The 18917-nt window shown below is 61.5% G+C and carries 19 protein-coding genes; 8 read left to right on the top strand and 11 right to left on the bottom strand.

The annotated features are described in order from the left end of the window. From CRO59_RS07250 to CRO59_RS07225, 6 genes are all read right to left on the bottom strand, one after another. Positions 1-542: LysE family translocator (locus CRO59_RS07250; RefSeq protein WP_097093079.1), on the bottom strand; the 542-nt coding region annotated here is incomplete at its 3' end. Positions 543-610: 68 nt separating this feature from the next. Continuing rightward, entirely contained in the window at positions 611-1450 is an 840-nt protein-coding gene (locus CRO59_RS07245; protein ID WP_097090289.1) for an AraC family transcriptional regulator, read from the bottom strand. A gap of 72 nt (positions 1451-1522) precedes the next feature. Next, a complete protein-coding gene (gene arsH / locus CRO59_RS07240) occupies positions 1523-2221 on the bottom strand; it encodes an arsenical resistance protein ArsH (RefSeq protein ID WP_097090288.1) in 699 nt (232 codons plus the stop codon). A gap of 12 nt (positions 2222-2233) precedes the next feature. Continuing rightward, positions 2234-2704 carry an arsenate reductase ArsC gene (locus tag CRO59_RS07235; RefSeq protein WP_047597636.1) on the bottom strand — a complete coding sequence of 157 codons (471 nt, stop codon included), beginning with the start codon at positions 2702-2704 and terminating at the stop codon, positions 2234-2236. A 25-nt stretch (positions 2705-2729) separates the two neighbouring features. Then, positions 2730-3077: a metalloregulator ArsR/SmtB family transcription factor gene (locus tag CRO59_RS07230; protein WP_097090287.1), complete on the bottom strand. Its 348-nt coding sequence runs from the start codon at positions 3075-3077 to the stop codon at positions 2730-2732. A gap of 184 nt (positions 3078-3261) precedes the next feature. Further along, entirely contained in the window at positions 3262-4146 is an 885-nt protein-coding gene (locus tag CRO59_RS07225; RefSeq protein ID WP_045122518.1) for a LysR family transcriptional regulator, read from the bottom strand. Positions 4147-4279: 133 nt separating this feature from the next. On the opposite strand from CRO59_RS07225, the gene CRO59_RS07220 reads away from it, so the two are divergent. Both CRO59_RS07220 and CRO59_RS07215 read left to right on the top strand, forming a co-directional pair. Then, positions 4280-5932 carry a GMC family oxidoreductase gene (locus tag CRO59_RS07220; RefSeq protein ID WP_097090286.1) on the top strand — a complete coding sequence of 551 codons (1653 nt, stop codon included), beginning with the start codon at positions 4280-4282 and terminating at the stop codon, positions 5930-5932. 136 nt (positions 5933-6068) lie between these two features. Beyond that, the gene (locus CRO59_RS07215) at positions 6069-7691 is read left to right on the top strand and encodes an MFS transporter (protein ID WP_097090285.1); all 1623 of its coding nucleotides are present in this window, start codon (positions 6069-6071) and stop codon (positions 7689-7691) included. A gap of 157 nt (positions 7692-7848) precedes the next feature. Here the strand turns inward: CRO59_RS07215 and CRO59_RS07210 are convergent, their stop codons facing one another. Together CRO59_RS07210 and CRO59_RS07205 are read right to left on the bottom strand one after the other, a co-directional pair. After that, entirely contained in the window at positions 7849-8217 is a 369-nt protein-coding gene (locus CRO59_RS07210; RefSeq protein ID WP_027611734.1) for a DUF427 domain-containing protein, read from the bottom strand. Between the two features lie 186 nt (positions 8218-8403). Continuing rightward, positions 8404-9810 carry a serralysin family metalloprotease gene (locus tag CRO59_RS07205; protein WP_097090284.1) on the bottom strand — a complete coding sequence of 469 codons (1407 nt, stop codon included), beginning with the start codon at positions 9808-9810 and terminating at the stop codon, positions 8404-8406. 279 nt (positions 9811-10089) lie between these two features. Here CRO59_RS07205 and CRO59_RS07200 point away from each other — a divergent pair, with 279 nt between their 5' ends. The 3 genes from CRO59_RS07200 (at position 10090) to CRO59_RS07190 (ending at position 13484) form a co-directional block, all read left to right on the top strand. Continuing rightward, the gene (locus tag CRO59_RS07200; RefSeq protein ID WP_097090283.1) at positions 10090-12021 is read left to right on the top strand and encodes a DNA topoisomerase III; all 1932 of its coding nucleotides are present in this window, start codon (positions 10090-10092) and stop codon (positions 12019-12021) included. A 118-nt stretch (positions 12022-12139) separates the two neighbouring features. Then, positions 12140-12643 (top strand): GNAT family N-acetyltransferase, encoded by a 504-nt coding sequence (locus tag CRO59_RS07195; protein ID WP_097090282.1) that lies wholly within the window; start codon positions 12140-12142, stop codon positions 12641-12643. 511 nt (positions 12644-13154) lie between these two features. Beyond that, the gene (locus CRO59_RS07190; RefSeq protein WP_007966852.1) at positions 13155-13484 is read left to right on the top strand and encodes a hypothetical protein; all 330 of its coding nucleotides are present in this window, start codon (positions 13155-13157) and stop codon (positions 13482-13484) included. Positions 13485-13667: 183 nt separating this feature from the next. On the opposite strand, the gene cynR is transcribed toward CRO59_RS07190, so the two are convergent. After that, positions 13668-14546: a transcriptional regulator CynR gene (cynR, locus tag CRO59_RS07185; RefSeq protein WP_097090281.1), complete on the bottom strand. Its 879-nt coding sequence runs from the start codon at positions 14544-14546 to the stop codon at positions 13668-13670. 120 nt (positions 14547-14666) lie between these two features. Between cynR and cynS the strand changes: the two genes are divergently transcribed. The 3 genes from cynS to CRO59_RS07170 all read left to right on the top strand — a co-directional run bounded on the left by cynS (position 14667) and on the right by CRO59_RS07170 (position 16126). Further along, positions 14667-15134, top strand: coding sequence for a cyanase (gene cynS / locus CRO59_RS07180; RefSeq protein WP_097090280.1), 468 nt, complete (start codon positions 14667-14669; stop codon positions 15132-15134). 83 nt (positions 15135-15217) lie between these two features. Then, positions 15218-15454, top strand: a complete 237-nt coding sequence (locus CRO59_RS07175) for a DUF2790 domain-containing protein (protein WP_097090279.1) — start codon at positions 15218-15220, stop codon at positions 15452-15454. Between the two features lie 12 nt (positions 15455-15466). Then, positions 15467-16126 (top strand): carbonic anhydrase, encoded by a 660-nt coding sequence (locus tag CRO59_RS07170; protein WP_097090278.1) that lies wholly within the window; start codon positions 15467-15469, stop codon positions 16124-16126. 155 nt (positions 16127-16281) lie between these two features. On the opposite strand, the gene CRO59_RS07165 is transcribed toward CRO59_RS07170, so the two are convergent. Next, entirely contained in the window at positions 16282-17784 is a 1503-nt protein-coding gene (locus tag CRO59_RS07165) for an aldehyde dehydrogenase family protein (protein WP_097090277.1), read from the bottom strand. Between the two features lie 190 nt (positions 17785-17974). Next, positions 17975-18883 carry a glutaminase B gene (gene glsB, locus CRO59_RS07160; protein ID WP_003226050.1) on the bottom strand — a complete coding sequence of 303 codons (909 nt, stop codon included), beginning with the start codon at positions 18881-18883 and terminating at the stop codon, positions 17975-17977. Positions 18884-18917: the final 34 nt, after the last annotated feature.

Below are 18917 nucleotides of genomic sequence, written 5' to 3'. Positions count from 1 at the left end.
AGCAACACCGCCAGAATCCGGTTCAGCCACTGCAACTGCGCCGGATTGCTCAACCAGCGCGCAGCACCGCGACCGAGCAGCGCCCACAGCGCCAGACACGGCAACGACACCAGAAAGAACGCCAGGCACAACGCGTTCAAGCCCTGCCCTTGCGCGGTAAATACGCTGATCACGGCAATCGCCATCATCCACGACTTGGGGTTGACCCATTGCAACAGCGCGGCGCCGAGCAGGCCCAGTTCGGCTTTTTCCTCGCCGGCGGCGGGATCGATGGCGGTGGCCGGCGCGGTGAAAATCTGCCACGCCAGCCACAGCATCCAGCCCATCCCCAGCGCACTGATCACCGGGCGCACGCCGGGCAGCATCAGCGTACTGGCGCCCGCACCGGCGACCCACACCAACGACGCGGCGCCCGCCCCCGCGCCGAGAATGATCGGCAGGCACGGTCGCCAGCCGCGTCGGGCGCTGGTGCTGAGGACAATGAGATTGGTCGGCCCCGGGGTGATCGAGGCAACGAAAGCAAAGAGGATGAACGCAAGCATGGCACGGCCCTGTAGAAAGTCTGGGCCTACTGTGATGGCTTAGCAGCGTGTTGGTCTTGAACGTTTGTTCAGCGGCGCAATGTGCCGATGGCGCGCTGCTGATAGGCGCCCGGCGTGATGCCGTAGGCACGCACGAACCAGCGACCCAGATGACTCTGGTCGGCGAAGCCGAGGCGGCTGGCGACTTCCACTGGCTGCATGCCGGCGGCGAGCATCTGCCGGCCACGGCTCAGACGCAGCTGGATCAGCCACGCGTGTGGAGCGAGTCCATAAGCAGCCTTGAATGCGCGGGTCAGGCGGAAACGGTCGGTGCCGCAGGCGTCGGCCAGGGTTTGCAGGCTGATGTCCTGCTCGTGGTAGGCCACCAGGTAATCGCGTGCCTGCCGGGCGATCAGTGGCGCGCGGTTGGCAGCGGTCGGTTGCGGTCGCCGGTACAGATGAATCGCCAGTCGTTCGAGCAAGGCATCCAGCGCTACATCGCGCACCATGCGCACGTCCTGCTTATGCAGCGCATTGAAGGCAAACAAGGTGGCGCGAGCCAGTTCGGGATCATCGTTGAGCACACTGCCGATCCCCGGCAAGCCGCTGCCATAACTGCCCAGATGCAAACCGTCCAGCGCCTGCTCCAGCCATGCCGGTTGCAGATACAGCATGCGATAGGTGAAGCCGTCCGGGCTCGGCGCATCGCCGTCATGGATGTCGCCGGGTTCCAGCATGAAAACCTTGCCCGGTGTGCTGTCGTGCCGCGCCCGACGGCTGTTGAAGCGCTGCACGCCTTGCTCGGTGAAGCCGATCAGGTAGGTTTCGTGCCAGTGCGGATCGTAGGCGTGCGCGTGCCCGGCGAAATGCGCGTGCAGGGTTTCGATGCCGGTTTCCCGGTCGCGGGCAAGGTCGATCCAGTTGCTCATGGCGTGCGTACAGTGGTGGGCTGGGGCCAGTAATCCACAATTTGCGGGTTGAGGCTAGAAGGTTTGTGCATTTCAGATCGAGCGTTGATTGACCCGCGCCATCAACTGCTCGGCGCTTTCCTTGCGTTCGGAATAGCGATCCACCAGAAAATCCTGGCGCTCGCGCAGCAGCACGGTGAACTTCACCAGCTCTTCCATCACATCAACCACGCGGTCATAAAACGCTGACGGTTTCATCCGCCCCGCCTCGTCGAATTCCGTGAACGCCTTGGGCACCGAAGACTGATTGGGGATGGTGAACATGCGCATCCAGCGCCCCAGCACGCGCAGTTGATTGACCACGTTGAACGACTGCGAACCGCCGCAGACCTGCATCACCGCAAGAGTTTTGCCCTGGGTCGGACGCACCGCGCCGAGCTCCAGCGGAATCCAGTCGATCTGCGCCTTGAACACCGCCGACATCGCGCCGTGGCGTTCCGGCGAACACCAGACCTGACCTTCCGACCACAGCACCAGCTCGCGCAGTTCCTGGACTTTGGGATGGTCGACCGGGGCGTCGTCAGGCAACGGCAGACCGGACGGATTGAAGATGCGCGTCTCGGCACCGAAGTGCTCCAGCAAGCGTGCGGCCTCCTCCACCAGCAGACGGCTGAAGGAGCGTTCACGGGTCGAGCCGTAGAGCAGCAGGATGCGCGGTTTTTGTTCGTGCGAAGGTGATGTGCTCCGGCCTTCGAACAGGCTGTGATCAAGATTGGGCAGGTGCTCTGACATACGTCCTCCGGCTCAGAGGGAGCCGATGCGATCCAGTTCGCGCTGAAGCTCAACGCGGCTGAGTGATTTGAAAGGAAGACCGAGGAAGGTTGCGCAGCGGCGCTCGATGATCGCCAGCGTGGCACGGAACGCGGCATCCACTGCGGCCTCGTCACCCGTCACATCGGAGGGATCTTCCAGCCCCCAATGGCATTTGATCGCCGGGCCGAAATACACCGGGCAGGTTTCGCCCGCTGCCTTGTCGCAGACGGTGATGACGATGTCCGGCGGGTTGCCTTCAAAGGCGTCGTTGCCTTTGCTGTACAAACCGTCGATAGCGATGCCGGCCTGTTGCAGCGTCGTCAGGCTGCGCGGCAACACCTGGCCCTTGGGGAAACTGCCGGCGCTCACCGCCTCGAAGCCCTCGCGCGCCAGGTGATTGAACATGGCTTCGGAAAGGATGCTGCGGCAACTGTTGGCCGTGCACATGAACAGGACACGCATGGATAGCTCCGGGGATATTTGAAATTCAGCAGCACGCGGTTTCGCGGGCAGGACGGCCGTCCATGTTGTGCAGGCGACAGGCATTGTCCTTGAGCCAATCGGCGTTGGCCGTCGCGGTAATCTTGAGGATCTGGTGAACCCAATCCGGCAGATCCGGGTTGAGCCGGTAATAGACCCACTGGCCCTGACGGCGATCGAGCAACAACCCGTTGCTGCGCAGTTGCGCGAGGTGGCGGCTGATTTTTGGCTGGCTGTCGTCGAGGGCGCACATCAGCTCGCAGACACACAGCTCACCCTGCTCGGCAATCAGCAAGGTGGCGCGGACGCGGGTTTCGTCGGCCAGGCTTTTGAACAGTTCGGTGGGGGTGAGCATGGGGTGCGGGCTCGAACATATGGAAAACCGAATATACGGATATCCATATATTATTCAACCCCAGATGCGATCCCTTGTAGGAGTGAGCCTGCTCGCGATAGCGGTATGTCTGTGAAGCAGAAGTCGCCTGATACACCGCTATCGCGAGCAGGCTCACTCCTACAAGGGATTTGTGTGGGCAGGATCAGCCGCGTAACAGGCCTTGCTCCGCCTCACAGAGGCCGACGACATAGTCCCAGACCACCCGCAGCCGCACCGACTTGTGCAGCTCGCGCCGGGTGCTGATCCAGTAGCTGCGCTCGATGCTGTCATCCGGCAATAACGCCACCAGATCCGGATCCGACGCGGCCATGTAGCAAGGCAGCACGGCAATGCCCAATCCCGAGCGCGCCGCTTCCTGCTGGGCGATGACGCTGGTGCTATGGAACACCACGCGCGGACTGCGGCAGAAGCTGTTGAGGAACATCAGTTCCTGACTGAACAGCAAATCATCGACATAACCGATCCACGCATGCCGCGCGAGGTCTTCGCGGCTGCGCAACGGCGGTGCGTTGTCGAGGTAGCGTTGGCTGGCGTAGAGCGCCAACCGATAGTCGGTGAGCTTGCGCGTGACCAGCATGTCGGCCGCCGGGCGCTCCAGATGAATGCTGATTTCCGCCTCGCGGTTGAGGATGCTGACGAAGCGCGGCACGGCGACCAGTTCCACTTCCAGCCCCGGATAACGTTCGAACAGGCCGATCATACGGCTGGCTAGAAACTTGATGCCCAGCCCCTCAGTGACGCCGACGCGGATCTTGCCCAGCGGCGCGGTGGACTGGGTGATTTCTTCCTGGGCCAGCAGCGCGACGTTCTCCATGGCTTCGGCGTGCTTGAGCAGCGCCTCGCCTGCCGGGGTCATTTCATAGCCCTGGGCGTGCTGGACGAACAGCGCGGTGCCGAGGCTTTTTTCGATGGCCTCGATGTGTCGGGCCACGGTGGCGTGAGTAGTGTTCAAGCGCCGGGCAGCGGTGAGCAGGCGGCCGCTGCGTTGCAACTCAAGAAAGAACCGCAGGTCATTCCAGTCGAACATGGGGTGTCCTTGTCAGCTATGGTCAATCCGGGCTGTTTGAAAACGCACAGCGGCTGCGCAAAAACTAACATTCTTTTAACGAAAGCTAACAACTAGAGTGTCCGACAATAAAAACAAAAAGCGAGGTCAGGGAATGCAGACTTCCCTTGAAGAATACGACTACATCGTGGTCGGCGCCGGCCCCGCCGGGTGCCTGCTGGCCAATCGACTGTCGGCAGACAAGCAGCAGCGGGTGTTGCTGCTCGAAGCCGGCGGGCGCGACAACTACGCATGGATTCACATCCCCGTGGGTTACCTGTTCTGCATCGGCAACCCGCGCACTGACTGGTGCTTCAAGACCGAAGCGCAACCCGGCCTGCAAGGTCGCAGCCTGAGCTACCCACGCGGCAAAGTGCTCGGTGGCTGCTCCTCGATCAACGGCATGATCTACATGCGCGGCCAGGCTGGCGACTATGACGGCTGGGCCGCCGAGGGCAATCCGGGCTGGGCATGGAACGACGTGCTGCCGCTGTTCAAGCAGAGCGAAAACCACTTTGCCGGCGCCGCTGAATTTCACGGTGCCAAGGGTGAATGGCGGGTCGAGCAACAGCGGCTGTCATGGCCGATTCTCGACGCGTTTCGCAGTGCCGCCGAACAGAGCGGCATCGCCAGCATCGACGACTTCAACCAGGGCGACAACGAGGGTTGCGGCTACTTTCAGGTCAACCAGAAGGCCGGGGTGCGCTGGAACGCGGCCAAGGCCTTTCTCAAACCGGTTCGCGAGCGGGCCAATCTGACGGTGCTGACCGGGGTTGAAGTGGATCGGGTGCTGCTGGAAAACGGCCGTGCTTCAAAAGTCAGCGCGCGTCACGAAGGTCAGGTGAAAAGCTTCAAGGCGCGCAAGGAAATCGTCCTCTGCGCTGGCGCCGTGGGTTCGCCGAGCATTCTGCAACGCTCCGGGATCGGCCCGCGTCCGCTGCTCGAGCGCCTCGGCATCGGGGTGATTCATGAGCTGCCGGGGGTCGGCGGCAACCTGCAGGATCACCTGCAACTGCGCCTGATCTACAAACTGCAGAACGCTCGGACCCTGAATCAGATCGCCGGCAGCGTGTGGGGCAAGATGGGCATGGGCCTGCGTTATCTGTATGACCGCAGCGGGCCGCTGTCGATGGCGCCGAGTCAGCTCGGAGCATTTGCCCGATCCGGGCCGGAGCAGACTTCCGCCAACCTTGAGTATCACGTGCAGCCGCTGTCGCTGGAGCGTTTTGGCGAGCCGCTGCACAGCTTTCCGGCGTTCACCGCGTCGGTGTGTGATCTGCGTCCGCAGAGCCGTGGCCGCATCGACATCCGTTCGGCAGACCCGCAGGAAGCACCGCTGATTCAACCGAACTACCTCAGCCATCCTGAAGACCTGCGCGTGGCCGCCGACGCGATCCGCCTGACCCGACGCATCGTCAGCGCCCCGGCCCTGCAAGCGTTCAAACCGGTGGAATATTTGCCCGGCGACAGCCTGCAAAGCGAAGAACAACTGCACGAAGCGGCGGCGCGCATCGGCACGACGATTTTCCACCCGGTCGGCACCTGCCGCATGGGCAATGACGCTGAAGCGGTGGTCGATGCGCAATTGCGCGTGCATGGCGTGCCCGGCCTGCGCATCGCCGACGCCTCGATCATGCCGCGCATCACCTCGGGCAACACCTGTTCGCCTACGCTGATGATTGCCGAGAAGGCGGCGCAGTTGATCCTCAACCCAACCGCTCCGAACTCCACCCTTGTAGGAGCGAGCCTGCTCGCGATGACGGAATAACGTTCAACATTTCCGTTGGCTGATACACCGCCATCGCGAGCAGGCTCACTCCTACAAGAACTGCGTCAATTCAAGACTCACCCGGACACGCAACACCAGTGGAACAACAAAAACAATCACTGTGAGGGATACCGACATGTCAGAACACGCTCAGCCGCTGGACGCCGCGAGCGGCGCCAGCACCAGCAATGCCACGCAGAAAGTCATCTTCGCCTCGTCCTTGGGGACGGTGTTCGAGTGGTATGACTTCTTCCTCTACGGCGCCCTCGCGGCGGTGATCAGCAAGCAGTTTTTCGCCGGGGTCAACGACACCACGGCGTTCATCTTCGCGCTGATGGCCTTTGCCGCCGGGTTTATCGTGCGGCCGTTCGGGGCGCTGGTGTTCGGTCGGTTGGGGGACATGATCGGGCGCAAATACACCTTCCTCGCGACGATCATCCTGATGGGCATCGCCACGTTCTGCGTCGGCCTGCTGCCAACCTACGCCAGCATCGGCATCGCCGCGCCGATCATTCTGGTGGTGCTGCGCATGCTTCAGGGTCTGGCCCTGGGCGGTGAATACGGCGGTGCTGCGACCTATGTGGCGGAACACGCGCCAATCGGCAAACGCGGCTTCCACACCAGCTGGATCCAGTCCACCGCCACCCTCGGCCTGCTGCTGTCGCTGCTGGTGGTGCTCGGTTGCCGCTACTTCACTGGCGATCAGTTTGAAGTCTGGGGCTGGCGTATTCCGTTCCTGCTGTCGATCGTGCTGCTGGGCATTTCCACCTGGATCCGCCTGAGCCTGCACGAGTCGCCGGCGTACCTGAAAATGAAAGAGGAAGGCAAAGCCTCGAAAGCGCCGATCCGCGAATCCTTCGGCAAATGGGAGAACCTCAAGGTCGTGCTGATCGCGCTGTTCAGCATCAACGCCGGGCAAGCGGTGACCTTTTACGCTGCGCAATTTTACGTGCTGTTCTTCCTCACCCAGTTCCTGAAAATGGACCCGGCGGTGGCCAACAGTCTGCTGATCATCAGCGTGGTGATCGGCGCGCCGTTCTTCATCATTTTCGGCTGGCTCTCGGACAAGGTCGGACGCAAACCAGTGCTGATGCTCGGCCTGCTATTGGCGACCGCGCTGTACTTCCCGATCTTCAAATCCCTGGCGCATTACGCCAACCCGGCTATCGATCAGGCCAGCCGTCAGGCGCCGATCACCGTGCTGGCCGATCCGGCGACCTGCACCTTCCAGTTCGACCCGGTGGGCAAGGCCAAATTCGACAGCCCGTGCGACAAGGTCAAGACCTTCCTGGTCAAGCAGGGCCTGCCCTACTCCAGTGTCGCCGCTCCGGCCGGCAGTGGCGTGCAGGTGAGCATCGGCGACGTGAAGATCGACGGCTACGACGAATCGGCCCTGCGCGGCGCGGTGACCCTCGCCGGCTACCCGCAACAGGCCGACCTGCAACAGATCAACAAACCGATGATCGTGGCGCTGATCGTCGCGCTGATCATCATCTCGGCCATGTGCTACGGCCCGCTGGCTGCGCTGATGGTCGAACTGTTCCCGACCCGCATCCGCTACACCTCGATGTCCCTGCCGTATCACATCGGCAATGGCTGGTTCGGCGGATTCCTGCCAACGGTGTCGTTCGCGCTGGTGGTGTACACCGGGGATATTTTCTATGGGCTGTGGTACCCGGTGCTGATTACCGGGGTCAGCCTGGTGGTGGGGATGATCTGTCTGCGTGAGACCAAGAATATCGATCTGGACAAGAACTGAATCTGAACCTGCACACATGATCCTTTGGTGAAAAAAACCTGTGGCGAGGGGATTTATCCCCGATGGGGTGCGTAGCGCCCCCCGTGAAAAATGGGACTACTACGTAGTCCATCGGGGATAAATCCCCTCGCCACAATTAAATCTCTTCATCCAGGAACTAAGCGTCAGCCTTGATCACTTCAAACTTCACCTGATCGGGATAAAACGCCACATAGTTCTTGATCTGCTCCACCGAGATTTTCGGTTTCTCGTACGTCCACACCGCATTCGCCCCCTCATGCCCCGGCACTTGCAGGCTGAAGTAATTGGCATCGCCCTTGTACGGGCAGTAACTGGTGTGGTCGGTGCGGGCGAAGTATTTCTCGTCGATGTCTTCGCGGGGCACGTAGTACACCGGCGGGTAGTTGGCCTCATGGAGCACCAGCACATGCGAGGACGCCGCGACCTGGATGCCGTGGAATTTCACCAGCAGGCAACCGGGGAGTTCTTCGAGGGTGATGACGGGATTGAGGCCGGTGGTGCTCATGGGGGTTCTCCAGGGACAAATGAACAGTGGCGAGGGAGCTTGCTCCCGCTGGGCTGCATAGCAGACCCAAATCCGGAAATCGCGCTGCATCAGGTATAACGCGATTTCAGGTTTTGCGACGGCTTCGCCGCCGAGCGGGAGCAAGCTCCCTCGCCACAAGCGTCAGGTTGGCCCTGTCATTTCACATCAAACCACGATATCAGTCGCCACCGCCTGCCCCACCACACCCACGGCAAAGTCAACCTGCCCCTGCCCGGTCAGATCGACCAGCAGCCCGGTCTGACCGTTCTGCGCGTAGTAAGTCAGGATCGCATCGCCCGCGTGGCCGGTGAAACTGCTGACGAAGTTCAGTGACGCCGCCCCCGTGGCAAACGCGGCGATGCCCGAGAGGTCGATCTTGTCCACGCCGCTCTTGAAATCCATGATCCAGTCCGGCTGGTTGTCGGTCGAATCGCTGGCTGCGCCGAACACGAAGGTGTCTGCGCCCTCGCCGCCCCACAGCACATCCGCGCCGCCACCGCCGTAAAGGATGTCGTTGCCGGCTCCGCCGAACAGATGGTTGACGGCCGAGTTGCCGATCAGCAGGTCATTGCCCGAACCGCCAACCGCATTCTCCACGGTCACGCCATAGGCAATCGATACGTTGCCGACCAGCCCGCCAACGTCAGAGAACGAACCCTCATTGAGGTTGATCTTCTGGTTCTGGGTGAAGCCGGAGAAGTTCAGCGTATCGTTACCGCCACCGTCCCACACTGAGAACACAACTTTCGACGCCGCCGATGTTGCGCTGTAGAAATCGCGGCCGGCGTTGGAGCCGAAACCGTAGGTGGTGTCATCGGCGCGGGTTGCATAGTTGGCGCCGTAGAGTTTCTGCACCGCCACGATATCGTCGAGCAACGGCGCCGAGGCGTAGGCGCCGCTGCCGTCCTTGCTGAAGTTCTGGTCGGTGTTGGCTTCGCTCCAGTAGCTCATCAGGCTGTAGCCACGGGTGTCTTCGGCGTACTTGGCGTCGTTGTAGGTCGGGCTGCCGTTGCCGGCGTTGTAGGCGCCCGGGTGCGACAGGCCAAGGGTGTGGCCGATTTCGTGGGTCAGGGTCTGACGCCCGTAGTTGTTGGTGTCCGGGGTCTTGTTGACCTGATATTGATTGTTGATCAGGTACCACGACTGACCGTCATAGCTGCCGCCGCTCGGCAGGTAGGCGAACGCTGCGCCGCCGGTGCTGACGTCGTAGTTGCCGAAGGTCATGTGGCCGTCGCCGCCCTTGCCTTCAGTGAACGTGACCTTGGCCACGTCGGCCCAGGATTGCATGGCCAGTATGGCTTGAGCCTTTTGCTGAGCGCTGAACTGGCTGAAGTTGCCGAGGTTCGGGTTGTAGTTTGCCGGTTTCTCGGTAAGGAAGGTGTAGGTCAGGGAGATTTTGCCGTCGCCGTTCTTGTCGTGCCACGACAGGTTTTTGCGCAGGATTTCGTCGGCTGCCTGATCGGCGGTGAACGACGGTTTGCCGTTCACCAGGCCGACGCCACGGTCGTACAGGTGGCTGAAGGCGTTCACTTCGTCATAGGCGCTGCTGGATTTTGCTTTGGCTTGAGCCATGGTGGGACTTCCTTGTTTCAGAGTTGGCAGTACGCGTCGAGCACGGCGATCCACTAGCGAGATCGTCCGGTCACTCGCGTTTCTGAGAAGCCCGTTGAACCTGACACGGGCGTCAACTGCCTTGCCAATCGATTTCTCGATAGCCGCTCGCGACGTCCCGGTAATACCGGTCATCCCCGGCAACGTTTTGATCTGTATATCCATACAGATAAAAGTTGCTCCGGGCGCCAACTGCGGCCATCCTGTGCACCTCCAGTGAACTGATCGACGACGGTGGTTATGCGGCTGTACCTCTGTGAAAAACCTTCCCAGGCCAAAGACATCGCGGCCGTGCTGGGCGCCAGGCGTCGGGGCGACGGCTGCTGGCTGGGAACGGACGTCACAGTGACCTGGTGCATTGGCCATCTGCTGGAAACCGCGCCGCCGGATGCCTACGACGCGCGCTACAAGCGCTGGGTGCTGGCGGATCTGCCGATCATTCCCGACAAATGGAAAATGACCGTCAAGCCGCGCACCGCCAGCCAGTACAAAGCGGTCAAGCGCCTGCTCGGCGAGGCCAGCGAACTGATCATCGCCACCGACGCCGACCGTGAGGGCGAAATGATCGCCCGGGAACTGGTCGAGCACTGCCGCTATCGCGGGCCGATCCGCCGCTTGTGGCTGTCGGCGCTGGATGAAGCATCGATCCGCAAGGCTCTGGCCGCGCTGAAGCCAGGGGCGGAAACCTTCAGCCTGTATCACTCGGCGCTGGGGCGCTCGCGGGCCGACTGGCTGATCGGCATGAACATGAGTCGCCTGTTTACGCTATTGGGCCGGCAGTCCGGCTATCAGGGTGTGCTGCCCGTCGGCCGGGTACAGACGCCGACACTGCGGCTGGTGGTGGATCGCGACCGCAGCATCGCCGATTTCGTGCCGGTGCCGTATTGGGCGATCGATGTGCAACTGCTGCACGACGGCACGCCGTTCACCGCGCAATGGCGTGCGCCCTCGGACGTTTGCGACGATCAGGATCGCTGCCTGAATCAGGCACTGGCCCAGCAGGCAGCCGCCGCTCTGGACAGCGCCGCCAGTGCGCGGGTGGTCAAACTGCGCACTGAACGCATGCGTGAAGTGGCACCGCTGCCATTCGATCTGGGCACCCTGCAGGAGGTCTGCTCGAAGAAACTCGGTCTCGGCGCCCAGGAGACTCTCGACATCGCCCAGGCCCTTTACGAAACCTACAAAGTCATCACCTACCCGCGCAGCGATTGCGGTTTCCTGCCGCTGAGCCAGCACAGCGAGGCACCGGGGATACTCGCCGCACTGCGTCAGGCCGACCCGAGCCTTGACGTGTTGAACGGTCACCTCGACCCGCAGCGCCGCTCGCGGGCGTGGAACGACGCCAAGGTCAGCGCCCACCACGGCATCATCCCCACCGCCGCGGCGAAAAATCTCGAACGCCTGAGCGGCAAACACCGGGCGGTCTACACCCTGATTCGCGCGCGTTATCTGGCGCAATTTCTGCCCAACCATGAATACGATCGCACCCAGGCCGACTTCGATTGTGCCGGTGAAGCCTTGCGCGCCGTCGGCAAGCAGATCATCGAACCGGGCTGGAAGCGCGCCCTGCCCGAAGCCCTCGCCCCGGCCAAGGGCCGTGAAGCGCCAGCCCCGCAAACCCTGCCGGCGCTGAGCCAGGGTATCGATTGCGCCGTGGCCGGCGTGAACCTCAAGGATCTGTGGACGCAACCGCCCAAACCCTACACCGAGGGCGACCTGATCAAGGCGATGAAAAACGTCGCCAGACTGGTGGAAGATCCGTTGCTCAAACAGAAACTCAAGGACACCACCGGCATCGGCACCGAAGCGACCCGCGCTTCGATCATTCAGGGTCTGCTGGATCGCGGTTATCTGGTGAAGAACGGCAAGGCACTGGCCGCGACGCCGGCGGCCTTCAGCCTGATCGACGCCGTGCCCCGGGCAATTGCCGATCCCGGCACCACCGCCATCTGGGAACAAGCGCTGGACATGGTGCAGAGTGGCGAAATGAGCCTGGAGGAGTTCGTCACCAAACAGGCGGCGTGGATGAGCAAGCAGGTCACCCGGTGTTCTGCGCTGAGCCTGACCATCAGCGGCCCGCCACCGGCCGGCAAGGCTGCTGCGCCGTGGAAGAAAAAGCGTAAATCGACCCGAAGCAAAACTGCCAGCGCAGCCAAGCGCACAGCGAAGTAATGATCAGTCCTGTGGTGGGGGATTCTGTGGAGAGGGACTCTGTGGTGAGGGGATTTATCCCCTCACCACAAGGTATGAGTCGACAATACTGAAGTCGCAATCTTCAGGAATTCCCCCAATGCCCACTATCGAACTGCACCCCGCCCACCGCGACGAACTGCAAACCATCGAAAACCTCATGCAGTTCTACATGTACGACTTCAGCCAATGGCTACCACTGAAACTCGGCGAACATGGCTTCTTCAGCATTCAGCAGAAAGACGATTACTGGCGCAATCCCGCTACCCAACCGTTCCTGATCCGCGTCGACGGTGAACTGGCCGGCTTCGTGACCGTGGATAACGACACCCACATCGACGGCGCCGAACACAACATCGGCTACTTCTTCCTCACCCGGCGTTTTCGTGGCCAAGGCGTCGCGCAGTTTGTCGTCTCTGTCCTCTTGAGCCGCCTGCCCGGTCAATGGCAGATTTTCCACATCGACGCCAACCTGCCTGCGCAGCGCTTCTGGGCCAGGTTGATCCCCGAATTGACTGGCGGCGTATTTACCCGCCAACAGCGCGCCGTGGACGGTTACCCCTGCACCTTCTACGTCCTGCGCGCCCCCGCATCCGTTGCCTGAACGGATCTTTTCTCATTCCAAAACCGCTTTGTCCGACAATATGTAGTGAGCAAAAATAATCACTACAAAACCGTTGACGGCACCGTTTTGCTTTTGCATGATGAAGACGTTCCCCGATCGGGAACATCGGTAACACGCTTGAGCAAACTCGTCTGACCGCCGAGTTGTTTTTTCCGGATACACGCTGCCCACAAGGCAGATTGAAGAAGCTGACCTGGCCTGAACGTCCAGTACAAGGACGAGAAGCGCTGGCGAAAATTCTCAAGACGCTTGTGGCCGACCCTGAAAACGTCGTCAAGGAGCCTCCCGGTTTTCGCTGCTTCTCCTCGTTGTGACGCTATTGCGTAGCAGTTATTCAACACGACTACATGCAACAGACGCATGACCCCGTACTTCACACGGGCGACCGCTGACGTCCTGGTTTCGGTGCCAGGGATCAACTAACCGATGGGCTACCTGTATTAGCGAATCAACTTTGAAAGATCACCAGACTGGTCAAGGGGCAAACATCATGAATCTGAACAATCAACCTACTATCGAAGAACTGGCTCGTATGTTCGCTGCACAAAAAGACAGCCACGACAGCCACATTCTCTGGATCAGCAAGTCGGGTCAGGTGCATATCGACTGCCTGTCGCCCCACGCTGGTGAAGAAGAATTCGACCGCAGCAACCAGAACCTGCTGGCCCGCCTGAAGATGTACCGCCGCGGCCACGGTTATGTCGGCAAGAAAGCTGCGGCCGACAAGGACTTCATCGGCAATGTGCTGCAGACGCTGAAACAGGCGTGGGATTCGATGCAGAACAAGAATGAAGTTCGGGTGATTGACCGGTTCTACTGATTTACAACTTCAATAAATAAAAGGGCCTGCTTCCAAAGGAAGCAGGCCCTTTTTACATCTGCGAGTCATGTAACCCTGTGGGAGCGAGCTTGCTCGCGAATGGGCCGTGTCAGTCGACATCTATTCAACTGATAAACCGCTTTCGCGAGCAAGCCCGCTCCCACAGGGGGGCTGTGTTGTTGGTCAGATTTTCGTTTGCAGGACCAGATTCATAAACGCCAGCGCCGCCGCACTGTGGTAATTATTCCGCCGCCGCAACAACGCCGCCCCACGCTGCGGCGCTTCGTTCTCGACGCTCAAGCGACGCAACGCCCGGTCTTCGCTGGCAATCGCTTCGGGCAACATCGTCGCCATCGGCGAATGCCGCACCACCTCCAGCAACGTACTCACCGAGTTCACCTCGATCCGCACCTGTGGCGTGATCCCCTGCTGACGGAAATACTCATCGATCGATAACCGTGTGATGAAATCTGGCGCCAGCAAGGCGAAATCCAGTTGCGCAAGATCACTCGATGTCAGCACCGCGCTGCTGTCGTACAGCGGATGCTCGCGCCCGACCATGATTCCCAGGGTTTCGGTAAACGCCGGGATGCACTCGATGTCCGGGTGGCGCACCGGGGTAAAGGCAATCGCGATGTCCAGCGAATCGTCCGCCAGCCCCGCCTCGATGTCGTCCATCGACAGCTCGAAAATCTGCAGATGGATACCCGGATAGCGCGCCGCAAAATCGCGAACCAACGGCCCGACCAGATAGGCCATGAACGTCGGCGTCATGGCCAGCCGCAAGCGCCCACGCGACAGATCCTTAACGTCATGCAACGCCCGCTTGCCCGCCTCCAGTTCCACCAGCACGCGCCGCGCACACTCAATGTAAGCCTCACCGGCATCGGTGGGTTTAACGGTGCGTGAGGTGCGATCGAACAGGTTCACCCCGAGGCTTTCCTCCAGTTGGCGGATCTGTTGCGACAGAGTCGGCTGCGACACATGCAACGCCTCCGCCGCCCGGGTGAAGCCGCCGTGATCGGCCACGGCCAGCAGATATCGCAAATGTCGCAGCAGCATTGAACTCACCATCTATAGGCAGGGCTTATGCGAAGCATTGTATATCGATCTTGGACGCTATGGACCAATCGGCAGAAGATGGCTCCCACACCGCAAGCCAACCTTGAAAGGAGTGACACCATGCAACAGTCCCACGCCTACAACGATGCCAGCCTGGCCCTGACCACCCGCATTCTCGACATCAAGGCCCGCAAGAATTTGTCATGGCAGGATCTGGCCGATGGCACCGGCCTGAGCCTGGCCTACGTCACCGCTGCACTGCTCGGCCAGCACCCGTTGCCGCAAGACGCCGCGCAAGTGGTCGGCGACAAACTCGAGCTGGACGCCGACGCCGTTGCCGCCCTGCAGATCATCCCGCTACGCGGCAGCCTCAGCGGCGTGCCGACCGACCCGACCATCTACCGCTTCCACGAGATGATCCAGATCTACGGCACCACCCTCAAAGCCCTGGTCCACGAGCAGTTCGGCGACGGCATCATCAGCGCCATCAACTTCAAGCTCGACATCAAGAAAGTCGAAGACCCGGAAGGCGGCTCCCGCGCCGTGGTCACCCTCGACGGCAAGTTCCTGCCGCTGCGTCCGTTCTGATCCACCCCGGCCCGCACCCCGTGTGCGGGCCCATCCAAACCTCAATTGCCAAGTCGTCACCACATCTGCCTGGAGGCTGCCCCATGCACAAAATTCTGTTGACCCTGACCCTGCTCGCCGGCCTTGCCGCCCAGGCCCAGGCGGATGAAGAGGCGATTGCCTATCGATACGGCATGACTCTGGATATTGCTGAAATCGTGAACATCACCCCGGTCGCCGACGTCTGCGGCGTTGTACCGGTCGAGATGACCTACCTCGACAGCCACGGCGCAAAACACATTCTTCAATACAGCGAATTCGGCACCGGCTGTTCGAACTGAGAGGACAACACCATGAAAAACCTGATCGAAGGCTTCCTGAAGTTCCAGAACGAGGCGTTTCCGCAACGCACCGCGCTGTTCAAGCACTTGGCGACCACTCAAACCCCGGGCACCTTGTTCATCACCTGTTCCGACAGCCGCGTGGTGCCGGAACTGCTGACCCAGCAAGAACCCGGCGAGCTGTTCGTGATCCGCAACGCGGGCAATATCGTGCCGTCCTACAGCCCGCATCCGGGCGGGGTGTCGGCGACGGTGGAATATGCGGTGGCGGTGCTTGGGGTGACGGACATCGTGATCTGCGGCCACTCCGATTGCGGCGCGATGACCGCGATTGCCCAATGCAAATGCATGGATCACCTGCCCGCCGTCAGCGGCTGGCTGCAACATGCCGAGTCGGCGAAAGTGGTGAACGAGGCGCGGCCGCATGCCAATGACGCGGCGAAATTGAGTTCGATGGTGCGGGAAAATGTGATCGCGCAACTGGCGAATATTCAGACCCACCCGAGCGTACGTCTGGCCCAGGAGAAGGGCCTGCTGAACCTGCATGGCTGGGTGTATGACATCGAGACAGGCTCAATCGATGCGCTGGCGGCGGATCGGCGCACGTTTGTGCCGTTGGCTGAGCAGCCGGCGACGTGCGCCGTTCAGGCAAACGCCAGCGCAGCCGCCTGATACAAGTCCGCTGAGGTGAAGAGGAACTTGTGGCGAGGGGATTTATCCCCGATGGACTGCGCAGCAGGCCCGATCTCTTGGGGCCGCTTCGCGCCCCATCGGGGATAAATCCCCTCGCCACAGGGCCGGTGTGCATCAATCGGGATAAGGCGTTTTCAGCGTTTTACGCTGAGGTCGATCTGGGTCATACGGCTACGAACCGTAAACACCCCATCCCCCGAAAGAATCGCACTGCGCGCAAACAAGCGCCCGCTCTCCCAGTTCGAAAGCCCCAGTTCCGGCTTGTTCAGCGCGTACTGGCCATCGACCCAACGGGTAATCCCGTTACCCACAAACGGTGCGTTCACCGCGTTGTAAAAACGCTCTTGCGCAGCAGCATCCTCGCTGATCAGCGACACCGTGAACTGTGGGCTGTAGCGGTTGAACAGCGCGATCGCCTGATCCAGATCGTCGACAATCATCAGGCTGACTTCCGGGGTTTCTTCCCATTCCCACTCGCGGCCCAGCTCTGATTCCGCCAGCGCTTCGGCCAGGGCTTCGGTCTGATAACCCTCGGCGCGATAGACCTCGACCGTCGCGTTCTGCCACTCAGCCGGCAGGTAACTTTCGCTGCCGGCGACGATGTGCAATTTGCAGCCCTGCCCGCGTGCGCTGCCGGCCTGCTTTAGCGCATCGAGGAACAGCGGCACCAGTTCGGCAGCACGCTCGTGGTGAATCAGGCAGACGTTCAGGGTGTTGCAGACTTTGCGATCCAGCGAATTGCGCACCACGGCGGCAAAACGTGTGGCATCGGCATCACGGTCGGCAATCAACCAGGCGCCGCCGGTGCCATGCAGGCTGACGGCCGTGCCCGCCTGCTGGGCGATGCTGCCCAACTGGCTGACCGCACGCCCCGAACCCCGGGCCACCGCCAGCGACAGACGCCGGTCGGCGAACATCGCCCACCCGGCCGCGTGATTGACACTTTCCACCAGCGACACCGCACCCGCCGGCAAACCGGCATCGGCCAGCGCCGGATTCAGCGCGTGAGTGACGATTGCTTGCGCGGTGCCCAATGCATCGCTGCCGATGCGCAGCACCGCGGTGTTGCCGGTGCGCAGTACACCGGCGGCATCGGCGAACACGTTCGGCCGTCCTTCGAACACGAAAGCCACGATGCCCAGCGGCGACACCACTTGCTCGACCTTCCAGCCGTCGTGTTCGACGCTGCTGATGACCTTGCCGCGCGTGGCCGGCGCATCCCGCCAGGCGCGCAGACCGGCGATCATGTCGCGGCGCATGCGTTCGTCGGCGAACAGTCGGGTGGTCGAGCGGCCACGGGCCTTGGCGCGTTCGATGTCGGCCAGGTTGGCGGCTTCGATCAGGTTCCAGCACTCCGCGGTTTCCAGGCGTTGCGCGAACAGATCGAAGAAGTGGCTGATGGCTTCGTCGGAGACTGCCGACAATGCAGTGAATGCCGCTTCAGCACGCTCGATTGCCACCGCAGCCGCTTGTTGATCGACCACCGGAATCAGCAACAGCTCGCCACTCACCTGCTCGACCAGCAGGTGGTCACCGGGCTGAAACCGCGCCGCCAGTTCGGGGCTGACCACGGTCACGCGGTTACCAGCGAAAGGGATCGGCGTGCCAGCGACTAGACGTTCGAGCGCAAGAGACATGAAGCGGATTCACCATATGAGGGGCGGCCGGAAAATGTATAGGAACTGCGCTCTCCGAGGCAACACAAAACCCTTGTGGGAGCGAGCCTGCTCGCGAATGCGGTGGGTCAGCGAGAGATGCATCGACAGGCACGACGCTTTCGCGAGCAGGCTCGCTCCCACCGGGTTTTGCAGTGTTTGGAAGATTGGGTCAGAACACCGACCAGCCAATCCGCGAACTGAGCATCTCCAGCGCCGCCATCCCCGCCAGCGAGTTGCCGGCAGCGTTGAGTTCCGGCGACCACACGCACACCGTGAACTGCCCCGGCACCACCGCGACGATCCCGCCGCCTACCCCGCTCTTGCCCGGCAGGCCGACGCGATAAGCGAAGTTGCCGGCCTCGTCGTACAGGCCGCTGGTGGCCATGATCGAGTTGACCTGCTGAGTCTGGCGCCGAGTGAGGATCTGTTCGCCGCTGTGTTTGCAGAAACCGTCGTTGGCGAGGAAGCAGAATGCGCGGGCCAGATCGATGCAGTTCATGCGCAGCGCGCAGTGGCTGAAGTAGCTGCGCAGCACCGCTTCGACGTCGTTGTGGAAGTTGCCGAACGATTGCATCAGGTACGCCATGGCCGCATTGCGGGCGCGATGCTGGTACTCGGATTCGGCGACCTTGCCATCGACGATCACCTGCGGATTGCCCGACAGGCGCCGCACGAAGTCGCGCATCGACAGGGCTGGCGCGGCGAATCGCGACTGGTTGATGTCGCAGATCACCAGCGCCCCGGCGTTGATGAACGGATTGCGCGGACGCCCGCGTTCGAACTCCAGTTGCACCAGCGAGTTGAACGGCTGGCCGGACGGCTCGTGCCCCAGGCGCTCCCAGATCGCCTCGCCGGAATGCTCGATTGCCTGCACCAGGCTGAACACCTTGGAAATACTCTGCACCGAGAACGGCGTCTCGGCGTCGCCGGCGCAATACATTTCGCCGTCGTTGCCATACACGGCGATGCCCAGCTGATTGGCCGGCACGGTGCCGAGGGCGGGAATGTAGTCAGCCACTTTGCCCTGCCCGATCAGGGGCCGGACAGCGTCAAGAATCTCGTTCAACAGCGCTTGCATGCCGGGTTCCGAAGTCTCGCCCCATGGGATTGCG

The sequence above is a fragment of the Pseudomonas sp. LAMO17WK12:I5 genome, from assembly GCF_900215165.1.
Lineage (GTDB): Bacteria > Pseudomonadota > Gammaproteobacteria > Pseudomonadales > Pseudomonadaceae > Aquipseudomonas > Aquipseudomonas putida_A.
The sequence above is the reverse complement of the archived record's forward strand: the minus strand, read 5'-3'. Positions and strand labels throughout refer to the sequence as shown.